The sequence below is a fragment of the Mesorhizobium kowhaii genome (genome assembly GCF_003253745.1).
Lineage (GTDB): Bacteria > Pseudomonadota > Alphaproteobacteria > Rhizobiales > Rhizobiaceae > Mesorhizobium > Mesorhizobium kowhaii.
This window is the reverse complement of record NZ_MZXV01000040.1, coordinates 228,582-242,632: the sequence shown is the minus strand read 5'-3', so window position 1 is coordinate 242,632 and position 14,051 is coordinate 228,582. Positions and strand designations below refer to the sequence as shown.

The 14,051-nt window shown below is 64.7% G+C and carries 11 protein-coding genes; 8 read left to right on the top strand and 3 right to left on the bottom strand.

All coding sequences use genetic code 11. The annotated features are described in order from the left end of the window. The first annotated feature begins 140 nt into the window (after positions 1 to 140). Both ileS and B5V02_RS20195 read left to right on the top strand, forming a co-directional pair. Positions 141 to 3,113, top strand: coding sequence for an isoleucine--tRNA ligase (ileS, locus tag B5V02_RS20200; RefSeq protein WP_111545876.1), 2,973 nt, complete (start codon positions 141 to 143; stop codon positions 3,111 to 3,113). A gap of 217 nt (positions 3,114 to 3,330) precedes the next feature. Then, positions 3,331 to 4,011, top strand: a complete 681-nt coding sequence (locus B5V02_RS20195) for a hypothetical protein (protein WP_111545875.1) — start codon at positions 3,331 to 3,333, stop codon at positions 4,009 to 4,011. Positions 4,012 to 4,060: 49 nt separating this feature from the next. On the opposite strand, the gene B5V02_RS20190 is transcribed toward B5V02_RS20195, so the two are convergent. Then, positions 4,061 to 4,510: a nucleoside deaminase gene (locus B5V02_RS20190; protein ID WP_111545874.1), complete on the bottom strand. Its 450-nt coding sequence runs from the start codon at positions 4,508 to 4,510 to the stop codon at positions 4,061 to 4,063. Between the two features lie 242 nt (positions 4,511 to 4,752). Here B5V02_RS20190 and B5V02_RS20185 point away from each other — a divergent pair, with 242 nt between their 5' ends. From B5V02_RS20185 to B5V02_RS20165, 5 genes are all read left to right on the top strand, one after another. Further along, positions 4,753 to 6,960 carry a pseudouridine synthase gene (locus B5V02_RS20185; RefSeq protein ID WP_111545873.1) on the top strand — a complete coding sequence of 736 codons (2,208 nt, stop codon included), beginning with the start codon at positions 4,753 to 4,755 and terminating at the stop codon, positions 6,958 to 6,960. A gap of 30 nt (positions 6,961 to 6,990) precedes the next feature. Continuing rightward, positions 6,991 to 7,545 (top strand): 16S rRNA (guanine(966)-N(2))-methyltransferase RsmD, encoded by a 555-nt coding sequence (gene rsmD, locus B5V02_RS20180; RefSeq protein ID WP_111545872.1) that lies wholly within the window; start codon positions 6,991 to 6,993, stop codon positions 7,543 to 7,545. Positions 7,546 to 7,664: 119 nt separating this feature from the next. Beyond that, complete coding sequence (locus B5V02_RS20175) at positions 7,665 to 9,053, top strand: M16 family metallopeptidase (RefSeq protein WP_111545871.1); 1,389 nt, start codon at positions 7,665 to 7,667, stop codon at positions 9,051 to 9,053. Between the two features lie 2 nt (positions 9,054 to 9,055). After that, positions 9,056 to 10,573 carry a M16 family metallopeptidase gene (locus tag B5V02_RS20170; protein WP_245446039.1) on the top strand — a complete coding sequence of 506 codons (1,518 nt, stop codon included), beginning with the start codon at positions 9,056 to 9,058 and terminating at the stop codon, positions 10,571 to 10,573. After that, positions 10,570 to 11,439 (top strand): patatin-like phospholipase family protein, encoded by an 870-nt coding sequence (locus B5V02_RS20165; protein ID WP_111545870.1) that lies wholly within the window; start codon positions 10,570 to 10,572, stop codon positions 11,437 to 11,439. The genes B5V02_RS20170 and B5V02_RS20165 overlap by 4 nt, the downstream gene beginning before the upstream one ends. A gap of 70 nt (positions 11,440 to 11,509) precedes the next feature. On the opposite strand, the gene B5V02_RS20160 is transcribed toward B5V02_RS20165, so the two are convergent. Together B5V02_RS20160 and efp are read right to left on the bottom strand one after the other, a co-directional pair. Continuing rightward, a complete protein-coding gene (locus B5V02_RS20160; RefSeq protein ID WP_111545869.1) occupies positions 11,510 to 12,052 on the bottom strand; it encodes a dihydrofolate reductase family protein in 543 nt (180 codons plus the stop codon). A 247-nt stretch (positions 12,053 to 12,299) separates the two neighbouring features. Next, complete coding sequence (gene efp / locus B5V02_RS20155; RefSeq protein WP_027038615.1) at positions 12,300 to 12,869, bottom strand: elongation factor P; 570 nt, start codon at positions 12,867 to 12,869, stop codon at positions 12,300 to 12,302. A gap of 113 nt (positions 12,870 to 12,982) precedes the next feature. Between efp and epmA the strand changes: the two genes are divergently transcribed. Next, the gene (gene epmA, locus B5V02_RS20150) at positions 12,983 to 14,035 is read left to right on the top strand and encodes an EF-P lysine aminoacylase EpmA (RefSeq protein ID WP_111545868.1); all 1,053 of its coding nucleotides are present in this window, start codon (positions 12,983 to 12,985) and stop codon (positions 14,033 to 14,035) included. The last annotated feature ends 16 nt before the right edge of the window (positions 14,036 to 14,051 follow it).

The window sequence follows — 14,051 nt, the reverse complement described above, 5'->3', positions numbered from 1 at the left end:
GCGCGCGGCCTCTCGCGCTTTTTCCAGATCATCAACGCATTTCGCCCAAAAGTGGCTTCGGTTTTGGGAAATCGATATGCGTCAAAGCAAAGACTTCAACGCCCGAGCCCTTCGCCGCCGGGCATGCACATGGCAGACCAATGACCGACGAAACGCCCAGTAATTCAACAATCGACTATTCCAAGACGCTTTATTTGCCGCAGACGGATTTCCCGATGCGCGCCGGCTTGCCCGAAAAGGAGCCGCTGCTGGTCCAGCGCTGGCAGGACATGGATCTCTACCGCAAGCTGCGCGAGAGCGCGGCCGGCCGCACCAAATACGTGCTGCATGACGGTCCGCCCTACGCCAACGGCAATATCCATATCGGCCATGCGCTGAACAAGATCCTCAAGGACGTCATCACCCGCTCGTTCCAGATGCGCGGCTATGACTCGAACTACGTGCCAGGCTGGGACTGCCATGGCCTGCCGATCGAATGGAAGATCGAGGAGCAGTATCGCGCCAAGGGCAAGAACAAGGACGAGGTTCCGGTCAACGAGTTCCGCCGGGAATGCCGCGAGTTCGCCGCGCACTGGATCACGGTGCAGGGCGGCGAGTTCCAGCGGCTCGGCGTCATCGGCGACTTCAAGAATCCTTATACGACGATGGCTTTCCATGCCGAGTCACGCATCGCCGGCGAACTGCTGAAGTTTGCCATGTCGGGCCAGCTCTATCGCGGCTCCAAGCCGGTGATGTGGAGTGTGGTCGAACGCACGGCACTTGCCGAGGCCGAGGTAGAGTACCAGGATTACGAGTCCGACACGATTTGGGTGAAGTTTCCCGTCGTCAGCCTGGTCCGGCCTGTCGATGATGGCGCGACCAAACTGACAGAGGGGACGCTGGATCTGTTGCAGGCCCACGTCGTCATCTGGACGACGACGCCATGGACGATCCCAGGCAACCGCGCCGTCAACTATTCGCCACGCATCAGCTATGGCCTCTACGAGGTCACGGCGGCCGAGAATGCGTTCGGCCCACAGCCGGGCGAAAAGCTGATCTTCGCCGACGCGCTGGCCGACGAGTCCGCTGCCAAGGCCAAGGTCACCTTGGATCGGCTTCGCAGTGTTTCGGCGCAAGAGCTTGGAAGTCTTACGCTTTCGCACCCGTTCAAGGGTTTTGGCGGCGGCTATGAGTTCCCCGTGCCCATGCTCGCCGGCGACCATGTCACCGACGACGCCGGCACCGGCTTCGTCCACACCGCGCCCGGCCACGGCCGCGAGGACTTTGACGCCTGGATGGATGCCGCGGCGGATCTGCGCGCGCGCGGCATCGACAGCGCCATTCCGTTCGCCGTCGACGATGGCGGCTTCTTCACCAAGGACGCGCCGGGTTTTGGCCCGGACCGCGAGGACGGAGCCGCACGCGTCATCGACGACAATGGCAAGAAGGGCAACGCCAACCAGGCGGTCATCGATGAGCTGATCAAGCGCAACGCGCTGTTTGCGCGTGGCCGGCTGAAGCACAGCTATCCGCATTCGTGGCGATCCAAAAAACCGATCATCTTCCGCAACACGCCGCAGTGGTTTGTCTATATGGACAAGGACCTCGGCGACGGCTCGACGTTGCGCAGCCGCGCGCTGAGGGCGATCGACGACACCCGTTTCGTGCCCGCCGCCGGCCAGAACCGCATCCGCGCCATGATCGAGGAGCGCCCCGATTGGGTGCTGTCGCGCCAGCGCGCCTGGGGCGTGCCGATCGCCGTCTTCGCTGATGCCGACGGCAATGTGCTGAAGGACGAGGCGGTCAACCAGCGCATCATGGACGCCTTCGAGCAGGAGGGCGCCGACGCCTGGTTCGCCGCCGGCGCCAAGGAGCGTTTCCTTGGCAATCACGATGCATCCAAGTGGAAGCAGGTGATGGACATCCTCGACGTCTGGTTCGATTCGGGCTCTACGCACGCCTTCACGCTGGAGGATCGTCCTGACCTGAAATGGCCGGCCGACGTCTATCTTGAAGGCTCCGACCAGCATCGCGGCTGGTTCCACTCCTCGCTGCTGGAAAGCTGCGGCACCAGGGGCAGGGCGCCTTACGACACCGTCGTCACCCATGGCTTCACCATGGACGAGGACGGGCGCAAGATGTCGAAGTCGCTCGGCAACACCGTCGTGCCGCAGGACGTCATCAAGCAGTCGGGTGCCGACATCCTGCGCCTGTGGGTGGTGACGACCGACTACTGGGAAGACCAGCGGCTCGGCAAGAATGTGCTGCAGACCAACATCGACGCCTATCGCAAGCTGCGCAACACCATCCGCTGGATGCTGGGCACGCTTGCGCATGACGATGGCGAGGAGGTGCCGCTGGACAAGATGCCGGAGCTGGAGCGGCTGATGCTGCACCGGCTGGCCGAGCTGGATGAAGTCGTGCGCTCGGGCTACGACGCTTTCGAATTCAAGCGCATCACGCGCACGCTGCTTGATTTCATGGTGGTGGAACTCTCGGCCTTCTATTTCGACATCCGCAAGGATGCCCTCTACTGTGACGGGCCGTCGAGCGTGAAGCGCAGGGCCTCGGTGCAGGTCGTGCGCCATCTCTTCGACTGCCTGGTGAAATGGCTGGCGCCGATGCTGCCTTTCACCATGGAAGAAGCCTGGCTCGACCGTCATCCGGACGCCGTCTCGGTGCATCTCGACCAGTTCCCGCAAATCCCGGCGAACTGGAAGAACGAAGCGCTGGCGGAAAAGTGGCGCAAGGTGCGGCAGGTGCGACGCGTCGTCACCGGTGCGCTGGAGATCGCACGTGCTCAGAAGGTGATAGGCTCGTCGCTGGAAGCGGTGCCGGTCGTCAACATCAACGATGCAGCGCTCGAAGCGGCGATATCCGATGTCGACATGGCCGAGATGGCGATCACCAGCGATCTGGTCATCGCTCATGGCGAGGCGCCAGCTGGTGCCTTCACGCTCGACGACGTCAGGGGCGTCGCCGTGGTGGTCGAGAAGGCCGAGGACCGTGGCCTGGTGAAATGCGCACGGTCCTGGCGCTACACCGCCGATGTCGGACAGGACGCTGCGTTTCCCGACGTTTCGGCGCGCGATGCGGCGGTGCTGCACGAGTTGAAGGCGCTTGGCCGGCTTTGATAGGCCGGCGATCAGAAAGGCTCTGTCGGTGCACAAATGCCACGCCGGGCGGGCGAAATCCGCCCGCGCGTTGCCCTTAACGAGTGGTTGAGGTAAACACGCGAAACTCCGGAAGACAAATTGTCGCCGGATTTCCGTCGCAAGTGCTTGGACGATGGGGAACCGGACATAAAGGCCGGTGGCAATCGAGAGGCTGTCTAGAGTGGGACTTTTTGGCATGACCGAGAGATATAACGCGCGCCTGGCGCTGCTGGCGCCGCTTGTCGCATCGGGCCTCGCTTTGTCCGGCTGCATGGGCTCTCCGACCTATGGCACCGACAAGACCGCCGGCGAACAGCTGGCCGGCGATATTTCCAGCGCCTTTTCGTTTGCGCCGAAGCGCAAGGAACAGATCGACTACAAGCCGCGTCCGACGCTGGTCAAGCCGGCGCCAGGCCAGAAGGAAGCGCTGCCGGCGCCGCAGGACAGCATCGAGACGGCGAGCGCCGAATGGCCCGAATCGCCGGAGCAGCGCCGCGCCCGCCTGCGCGCCGACGCGACCGCCCATCAGAACGATCCGGCTTATCAGTCAGAGATCGTCGACGACGTGCAGACCGATCCGGCATCGATCAAGAAGGCAATGGCGGATTCAGGCTCGAGCCACCCGCCGCGCTGGAGTCCAGCCGATTCCGACACGGGCCGCGCCGCCGAGATCCAGCGCCGCCTTGCCGAAAGCAAGCAGGGCGACCCGAACACCCGCAAATATCTGAGCGAACCGCCGGTGCAGTATCGCGTCGCGGCCAGCACCGCGCCGCAAGATCAGCTTGGCGAGGACGAATACAAGAAGCAACGCCGTCTCAAGAAAGAGGCGGAAGGCAAGAAGGGCAGCGGCTGGTTCGACTGGCTGCCGTCGCTGTAAAGACGGGCTACGCTTCGTTGCTTTTGCGTTGCCGGGCGCTGCGCCCGGGTCAGTCGCGCCGCTCCCGGAAAAATCCTTTGAGCAGCAGGGCCGCTTCGGTCTCGCCCATGCCCGGATAGATATCGGGCGCGTGGTGGCAGGTCGGCGAGGCGAAGAAGCGCGCGCCATTGATCACCGCGCCGCCCTTGTCGTCGGCGGCGCCGAAATAGAGCCGGCGCAGCCGGGCGAAGGAAATGGCGCCGGCGCACATGGCGCAAGGTTCCAGCGTCACATAGAGATCATGGCCGGTGAGCCGCTCGCTCGAGAGTTTGCGGCAGGCCTCGCGGATGACCAGCATCTCGGCGTGCGCCGTCGGATCGGCAAGCTCGCGGGTGCGGTTACCAGCGCTGGCAACGACCGTGCCGCCCCTGGCGATCACGGCGCCGACCGGCACTTCGCCGCGCAAGGCGGCGCCTTCAGCCTCTTTCAGCGCCAGCGCCATGAAATCCGGCCGCTTCACGCGATATCCATTCCGATTATCTCCTCGCCACTCCAGGCTTTTGGTTTTCGTTTGTCTTCCCGGAAAAACCGGTGACCACTTTTCCCTGACAAACTCCGGTGATCCTGTTATTGAGCGCATAACCTCGAAAATCGGACTCGGTTTTCGGAAATGATCATGCGCCAAATCAAAAGTGCTACAGCGTTCGTTGCGCGCCCAAAAGGATGCGCCACGCTGTAGCAGCGCAAACGGACAAAGGCCACATGGACGACAGCGACAAGAAATTCCGACCCAAAAAGGGTCCGGTCAGGAGCGGCTCGAAAGCTTCGGGACCGCGCAGCCGCGATGACGCCGCCGGCAAAGGCGGCAAGCCGTCCTTTGGCGCCAAGAAACCTTACGCACCGCGCGGCGATCGGCCGGTGGCGGCCGAAGGCGAGCGGCCGAAGCGCGACTTCAAGGGCGGCGACAAGCCATTCAGCAAGGGGCCGCGTCCCGAAGGCAAGCCTTTTGCGAAGCGGGAGGGACCACGCAAGCCCTACGCACCGCGTGGCGACCGCCCGATGGCGGCCGAAGGCGAGCGCAAGCCTTATGAAAAGCGCGAAGGGCCGCGCAAGCCCTACGCGCCACGCGGCGACCGTCCAATGGCAGCCGAGGGCGAGCGCAAGCCGTATGAAAAGCGCGAAGGGCCGCGCAAGCCTTATGCGCCACGTGGCGACCGTCCGATGGCGGCGGAGGGTGAACGCAAGCCGTATGAAAAGCGCGAAGGACCGCGCAAACCTTATGCACCGCGCGGCGATCGTCCGATGGCGGCCGAAGGCGAGCGCAAGCCGTATGAAAAGCGCGAAGGACCGCGCAAGCCTTATGCACCGCGCGGCGATCGTCCGGCTGCTGCGGCGGCGGAGGGCGGCGAAAATCGCTTCGACCGTCCCAAGCGAGATTTTAGCGATCGTGCGCCACGCGACGCCGGCGATCGTCCGAAGCGTGACTTCGCTGGCCCCAAGCGCGATTTCGCTGACCATCCCAAGCGTGACTTCGGTGGCGACCGTCCCAAGCGCGACTTCAGTGATCGGCCGCAAGGGGCATCGGGTGCTGGCTTCAAGCCGCGTCCACGTTCCGCGGAAGCGACGGAAGAGGCAGGCGAGCGCATCGCCAAGCGGCTGGCGCGTGCCGGCCTTGCTTCGCGCCGCGACGCCGAGGAGCTGATCGCCGCCGGCCGCGTCAAGGTCAATGGCCGCGCGCTGACCTCGCCGGCTTTCAACGTCATGCCCGACGACATCATCCATCTCGACGGCATGGAAATCCCGCCGATCGAGCGCACACGCCTGTTCCTGTTCCACAAGCCGGCCGGCGTCGTCACCACCAACCGCGATCCCGAGGGCCGCAAGACCGTCTTCGACGTGCTGCCGGCTGAATTGCCGCGGCTGATGACCATCGGCCGTCTCGACATCAACACCGAAGGCCTGCTGCTGCTCACCAATGATGGCGGCTTGTCGCGCGTGCTCGAACTGCCGGCCACCGGCTGGCTGCGCCGCTACCGCGTGCGCGTCCACGGCAAGGTCGAGGAAAGCGCGCTTGCCGGCCTGCGTGAAGGCATTGCCGTCGACGGCGTCTTTTACGGCGCCATCGAAGCGACGCTCGACCGTGAGCAAGGCACCAATGCCTGGCTGACCATCGGCCTGCGCGAAGGCAAGAACCGCGAAGTCAGGAACATCCTCGGTTCGCTTGGTCTCGATGTGACGCGGCTGATCCGCATCTCCTACGGGCCGTTCCAGCTCGATGACCTCGCCGAGGGCCATGTGCTGGAGATCAAGGGCCGGGTGCTGCGCGACCAGCTTGGCGAGCGTCTTGTCGAGGAATCAGGCGCCAATTTCGATGCCGAGATTTCAAAGCCGTTTTCCAACAAGCCGATGCGGCGCACCGAGATTCGCGAGCCGGAGCCGGAACGGCCGAAATTCACCCGCGACGGCGAACGCCGGCCGATCGGCGAGGGCGGGCTGATCAAGAACCGCAAGCGCCGTGAAGGCAGCCGCGACGAGGCACTGGGCAAGCTGTCGACAAGTCCCGACAGGGGCGCCGGGCCGGAAAAGAGCTATGGCGAACGCGGTCCGAGACCCGAACGCAGCTTTGGTGACAAGCCCCGTGGCGGCTTTGGTGACAAGCCGCGCGGTGGTTTTGGTGGCAAGCCGGGCGGTGGCAAGAAATCCGAGCGCGAGCAGCGGCCGATCGAGCCGCCCGGCCAGCGCAAGGCCAATGTCTGGATGGCACCGGGCGCGCGGCCGATCGGCAAGGGCAGGGCTGAGGCTGACGCCGCCAAGGCGGCTGACGCCAAGGCGCGCAAGGCTTCGTTCAAGCCCTCCTATGGCAAACCGGCCGGCGCCAAGCCGTTTGGCAAGCCGCGTGGCGAGCGTCCGGGCGGCGCCGGTGGCGGCGAACGGCCGCGCAGCGGCCCCAAGGGTCCCAGGACGAAATGAGGCCCGGATTGAAATGAGGCCCGGATTCTAATGAGGATTGTCGGCGGTGAGTTTCGCGGGCGTTCCCTGGCGACACCCCGCAGCAGCGCTATCCGCCCGACGACCGATCGCACCCGCGAGGCCGTCTTCAACGTGCTGGCGCATCGCTTTGCGGAGCAACTGGAGGGGGCGCGCGTGCTCGACCTGTTCGCCGGCACCGGCGCGCTCGGTCTCGAAGCGCTGTCGCGCGGTGCCTCCTACGGCGTCTTCATCGAGGAATCGGCCGAAGGCCGTGGCCTGATCCGCGACAATGTCGAGGCGTTCGGCCTGACTGGCCGCACCAAGATTTTCCGCCGCGATGCGACGGGCCTTGGCGAGGCCGGCACGCTCGCACCGTTCGGCCTTGTCTTCGCCGATCCGCCCTATGGCAAGGGCCTCGGCGAGCGCGCCTTGCAGTCGGCCAGGGCCGGCGGCTGGCTTCGCCCCGGCGCGCTGTGCGTGGTCGAGGAGGCGGCTGTGGCGCCCTTCGAGCCAGGCCCCGGCTTCTCCGTGCTGGACGAGCGCAGTTACGGCGAGACCGTGATCCGGTTTATCGAGGTTGCGTGATACGCCTTGCATCCAGGCCGGCCTCTTTGCCGCCGCCTTTGCCGGCAACATGACGAACAATTCACTTTGCTTGTCGGCAGCACCTTGCCTATCGTCCTGCTAGGAAATCGGAGCCATTGATGACATCCAGGGTTGAATGGCTGCGCGCAACGCTGCTGGCGACATCGCTGGCTTTCACCATGACCGGCCCGGCGCTGGCGGACGGCACCGTGTTGCCCAACACGACGCCGAACGCGTTCAAGGTGACGGATTTCCTGCTCGACAACGGCATGGAGGTCGTCGTTATCCCCGATCACCGCGCGCCGATCGTCACCCACATGGTGTGGTACAAAATCGGCAGCGCCGACGAACCGCCGGGCAAATCCGGCATCGCCCATTTCTTCGAGCATCTGATGTTCAAGGCGACGACCCACCATGCGGCCGGCGAGTTCGACCGCGCCATCTCCGACATCGGCGGCTCCAACAACGCCTTCACCTCCTACGACTACACCGCCTTCCACGAGACGGTGGCGCCGTCGGCGCTCGAGCTGATGATGAGCTTCGAGGCCGACCGCATGCGCAACCTCATCCTCACCGACGATGTCATCAAGACCGAGCGCGACGTCATCCTCGAAGAGCGCCGCTCGCGCATCGACAACAATCCCGAGGCGGTGCTGGACGAGGAAGTCGACGCCACGCTGTGGCAGAACCAGCCTTACCGCATTCCGGTCATCGGCTGGATGCAGGAGATGGAGCAGCTGAACCGGACCGATGCCACCGCCTTCTACGACAAATATTATCGGCCCAACAACGCCGTGCTGATCGTCGCCGGCGATGTCGAGCCGGACACGGTGCGGGCACTGGCCGAGAAGACCTATGGCAAGGTGGCGCGTGGCCCCGATCTGCCGCCGCGCATCCGCCCGGTCGAGCCGGAGCAGAACACCAAGCGCACGGTCACGCTCTCCGATGCCCGCGTCAGCGTGCCGAATTTTTCAACCCAGTGGGTGGTGCCGTCCTATCATTCCGGCAAGCCGGGCGAGGCGGAAGCGCTCGACCTGCTGGCGGAAATCCTCGGCGGCGGCAACCGCAGCCGGCTCTACCAGGCACTCGTCGTCCAGCAAGGCATCGCGTCCAACGCCGGTGCCTATTTCCAGGGCACGATGCTCGACGACACCAATTTCACCGTCTATGGCGCCCCGCGCGGCGACGCCAAGCTCGCCGACGTCGAAGCTGCGGTCGATGCCGAGGTGGCGCGCATCGTCAGGGACGGCGTCACGCCGGCAGAGCTGGAAAAGGCCAAGGACCGCTATGTGCGCTCGATGATCTTTGCCCGCGACAAGCAGGATTCCATGGCCAACATCTACGGCTCGACGCTGGCCACCGGCGGCAACGTCCAGGACGTCCAGCAATGGCCCGACCGCATCCGCAAGGTCACCGCCGACGAGGTCAAGGCCGTCGCCGCGCGCTATCTGGTGCTCGACCGGTCGACGACCGGCTACTTGCTGCCGCAGCAACAGGTGGGGAATTGATCATGAATTCGATCCCCATGAGCGAGACAGCCCCCTCATCCGGCCGCTTCGCGGCCACCTTCTCCCCGCTGGGGAGAAGAAGCTGGCGCCAGCGCTGGCAAACTCCTCTCCCCAATGGGGAGAGGTCAGCCGAGCGAAGCGGAGGCTGGGTCAGGGGGAGCGCCGAGTTCCGCAATTGGTCGCTGCCGACGATTGCTGCATGGCGCGCCCTCGCAACACTCTTCCTCTCCATCCTCTTCCTGATCCTGCCGGCGCTCACGGCGCGCGCCATGGACATCCAGTCCGTCACCTCGCCAAAGGGCATCACCGCCTGGCTGGTCGAGGACTATTCCGTGCCGATCGTCGCCATCCGCTTCGTCTTCGGCGGCGGCTCGACGCAGGATCCTGTCGGCAAGGAGGGCTTGGCCAATCTGATGACCGGCCTGTTCGACGAAGGTGCCGGCCCGCTCGACAGCGAAGCCTTCCAGATCAAGCTCGACGATGCCGGCGCCGAGATGAGCTTCGACGAGAGCCGCGACGGCATCTATGGCTCGATGCGCATGCTGGCCGAGCAGCGCGACGAGGCGTTCGACCTGTTGCGGCTGGCGGTCAACGAGCCGCGCTTCGACCAGCTGCCGATCGACCGCATCCGCGCCCAGATCCTGTCCGGCATCATCGCCGGCGAGAACGATCCCGACACGGTCGCGCAGAACAAATGGGCGCGCGCACTCTATGGCGACCATCCCTATTCCCGCTCCGACCAGGGCACCAGGCAGAGCATCGCCACCATCACGCCGGATGATTTGAAAGCCTTTCACAAGGCGGTCTTTGCGCGCGGCGGCCTGCATGTCGCCGTGGTCGGCGCCATCGACCCCGAGACGCTGAAGAAGAAGCTGGACATGGTGTTCGGCGACCTGCCGCAGAACCAGGCGCTCGCTCCCGTGGCCGATGTCGACCCGAAGCTGGCGCAGCATGTCGAGGTCGATTACGACCTGCCGCAAACCTCGCTCCAGCTGGCCTATCCCGGCGTGAAGCGCAAGGCGCCGGATTTCTTTGCCGCCGTGCTGATGAACGAGATCCTCGGCGGCGGCACCTTCACCTCGCGCCTGTTCCAGGAGGTGCGCGAAAAGCGCGGGCTGGCCTACAGCGTCAACTCTTCGCTGATCAACCAGGACCACGCCGACGCGCTGGTCGTCAGCACCGGGACCCGGTCGGATCGGGCGGCCGAGACGCTGGGCATCGTCCGCGACGTGGTCAAGCGGCTGGCCGAGGAAGGCCCGACCGAAGCGGAACTGGCGGCGACCAAGAAATACATGATCGGCGCCTACGCCATCAACAATCTGGACTCTTCGAGTTCCATCGCCGCGACGCTGGTCGAGCTGCAGCTCGACGATCTCGGCATCGACTACATGCAGCGCCGCGCCGGCTACATCAACGCGGTGACGCTCGATCAGGTCAAGGCGGCGGCGAAACAGCTGCTGTCGACTGAGCCGACCATCATGGTCATCGGACCGAAACTGGCCGGGGCCGGCAAGGGATGAGCCCAACCTTCGGCATCGCCTTTGGCGGCGGCGGCGCGCGCGGGTTGGCGCATATCCACGTCATCGAGGCGCTGGACGAACTGGGCATCAGGCCGGTGGCAATTGCTGGCTCGTCGATCGGCGCCATCATGGGCGCCGGCATGGCCGCGGGCATGACCGGCAAGGACATCCACGACTATGCCCGCTCGATCCTCGGCCGCCGCGCCGAAGTGGCGAGCCGCATGTGGCGGGCACGGCCGGGAACGATCGCCGAAGCCATGCAGAACGGCATTCGCGTCAGCCAGTTCAATGTCGAGCGCATCCTGAAGGCCTTCCTGCCCGAGGCCATTCCCGAAACTTTCGCCGAGCTCAAGATCCCGCTGAAGGTGACCGCGACGGACTATTTTGGCCACAAGCTCGCCGTGTTCGAGGAAGGCGACCTGCACTCGGCGCTGGCGGCCTCGGCGGCGATACCCGCCGTGTTCCGCCCGGTGATGCGCGACGGAAGGCTGCTGATCGACGGCGGCATCTACAACCCGGTGCCGTTCGACCTGATCGAGAACGATGCCGACATCATCATCGGCGTCGACGTGGTCGGCGCGCCGGAAGAAGCCGACCGCAAGCAGCCGACCTCCGTCGACCTGATGTTCGGCGCCACGCAACTGATGATGCAGTCGATCATCGCCAACAAGCTGAAGCAGTGCCGCCCCGACATCCTGGTCCGCCCGGCGGTGTCGAAATTCCGCGTGCTCGATTTCCTGAAGATCGACACTTTGATGAACGAGACGGCCGACATCAAGGACGAGCTGAAGCGGCAGGTGGAGCGGGTGCTGGAGGCTAGAAATGGCGCTGCCGTCAAGGGGAGGCGAGGGAAGAAGGCCGGGTGAGGGGCGGGCGCGACGTCGGCAATCGATCATCTAGGGTCGAGCGCTGTTGTCATACAAGCATGGAAGCCAACTACGACTTCGCCGCCACCGGCGCATACTCCAGCGCCACAACGCCATTGCTGAACGGCGTGGCCGAAATCAGCTCGAGCGCCACTGGCTCGCCGGCGGGGAATAGCGGTTTGCCTTGGCCGACGGCGCCGGGGTAGCTGAGCAGCCTGACGCGGTCGACCAGACCGTGACGCAGCAATTCCTGCGCGACGCTGAGGCTGCCATGCACATAGATGTTGCCGCCGCTGCCTTGCTTCAGCGTCCTCGCCGCTTCCGGCAGGGGTCCCTTCAGCAATTCGGCCGGCTTCCAGTCGAGCGCCTTCAGGCTGGTCGAGGCGACATATTTCGGCAGCGCGTTGAACCGGTCGGCAAAATCTCCGGTTTCCTTGGGCCATGAGCCAGCAAAGATCTCATAGGTCGTGCGCCCCAAAAGCATGGCGCCGCTGTCGGCAAGCTCGTCCTCCTTGAACCTGTTCATCTCGTCATTCCAGGTCACGCTGGGCAGCTTCTCGACCTCGGCAATGCCATCGACGCTGATGAATTCGGTGACGATAAGTTTTCGCATGGCGTTCTCCTTCTTCCGTCAGAGGACGAACCGAGGGGGCCATCTGCGACACGCTTCGTGAAAAATATCGCGGTGCTTTGTTAGAGGGTGGGCTTTAAGCGCGAGCTTACGAAAGACCGATACGCATAGGAAAACCCCGCGAGAACTGCTTTAAGCAGTGATGCGGAATCTGCGCTTCGCCAGCGCTTCGAACACCGGTACCTGATCACTGACGATGGCCCAAAGGGCTTATGAGCGAAGGACCCCCTCAGTCCTTCGCTCGCTCCACATAAGCCCCATCGGCGGTCATCACCACCACGCGGGTGCCGGGGGCGATGTGCGGCGGCACCAGGGTGCGCACGCCGTTGGAAAGCACGGCCGGCTTGTAGGACGACGAGGCCGTCTGTCCCTTGGTCGTCGGCTCGGTTTCCACCACTTCGAAGGTGGCGCGCTGCGGCAGCACCAGTGAAATGGCAATGCCATTGAACTGCGACACCTGCACGGCCATGCCTTCCAGCAGGTAAGGCGCCATGTCGCCAACCACGGCTTCCGACACCGCCACCTGGTCGTAGCTTTCCGGGTTCATGAAGTGAAAACCTTCGCCGTCACGATAGAGGAAAGTGTGCTCGCGCTCCTCCACATAGGCGCGCTCCACCTGCTCGGTGGTACGGTAGCGCTCCGAAACCTTCACCCCGTCGCCGATGCGGCGCATGTCGAGCTGCGTCACCGGCGTGCCCTTGCCTGGGTGGATGTTTTCGGCAAAGAGGATCACATAAAGCTTGCCGTCCTTGTCGACGACATTGCCTTTACGGAGCGAACTGGCGATGACTTTCACCACGGCTTACAATCCTGAAATGGTTGATTGGTACAAATCGGCTTCAGCAGCCGTCCGCTGCGAACTAGCGCATCTTGGCCGCAACCGCCAGCCCCATTCCATATGATCTGAGCCCCATGAACGATACGTCGCCCGATGCCTCGCCCTGGTGGACGCCGCATGTCCACGCCGACCGCCGCCCGCGGCTGATGCTGCGCAACGCCATCGCCGCCAGCCTGCGCGACTGGTTCGCCCGCCACGACTTTATCGAAGTGGAAACGGCGGCCCTGCAGGTCTCGCCCGGCAACGAGGCGCATCTGGCGGCTTTCGCCACGCAAGCGATCGGGCCGGACGGCACGCGGTCGCCGCTTTATCTCCACACCTCGCCGGAATTCGCCTGCAAGAAGCTGCTTGCCGCCGGCGAACAGCGCATCTTCAGCTTCGGTCCGGTCTACCGCAACCGCGAGCGCGGCCCCTTGCACCATCCCGAATTCACCATGCTCGAATGGTACCGGGTGGACGAGGCCTATGAGAGCCTGATGCAGGATTGCGCCGCCCTTCTGGCGCTGGCCGCGACAAGGGCAGCGGCGAAGCGCTTTTCTTTCCGGGGCCGCGACTGCGATCCGTTTGCCGAGCCGGAACGGCTGACGGTGGCCGACGCTTTCACCCGCCATGCCAGCATCGATCTGCTGGCCACGGTCGCCGCCGACGGCGTCACCGATCGCGACGCGCTTTACGCCGCCCTAGTCCGGGCCGGGCTGCGCACCGCGCCCGATGACAGCTGGGCCGATCTGTTCAGCCGGGTGATGGTGGAAAAGGTCGAGCCGTTCCTCGGGCAGGGGCAGGCGACCATCCTGTGCGAGTACCCGCTGGCCGAAGCGGCTTTGGCGCGGCCGAGCCCCAGGGATGCGCGTGTCGCCGAGCGCTTCGAGCTCTATTGCTGTGGTGTCGAGCTCGCCAACGGCTTTGGCGAGCTGACCGATGCCGATGAGCAGCGCCGGCGCTTTCTCATCGAGATGGACGAGAAAGAGCGCATCTATGGCGAGCGCTATCCGCTGGATGAGGATTTTCTCGCCGCCCTCGCCATCATGCCGCAGGCCAGCGGCATCGCGCTCGGCTTCGACCGGCTGGTGATGCTGGCGACCGGCGCACAGAAAATCGAGGACGTCATCTGGACGCCGGTGGCCTGAGGGGAAGTTTCGGACC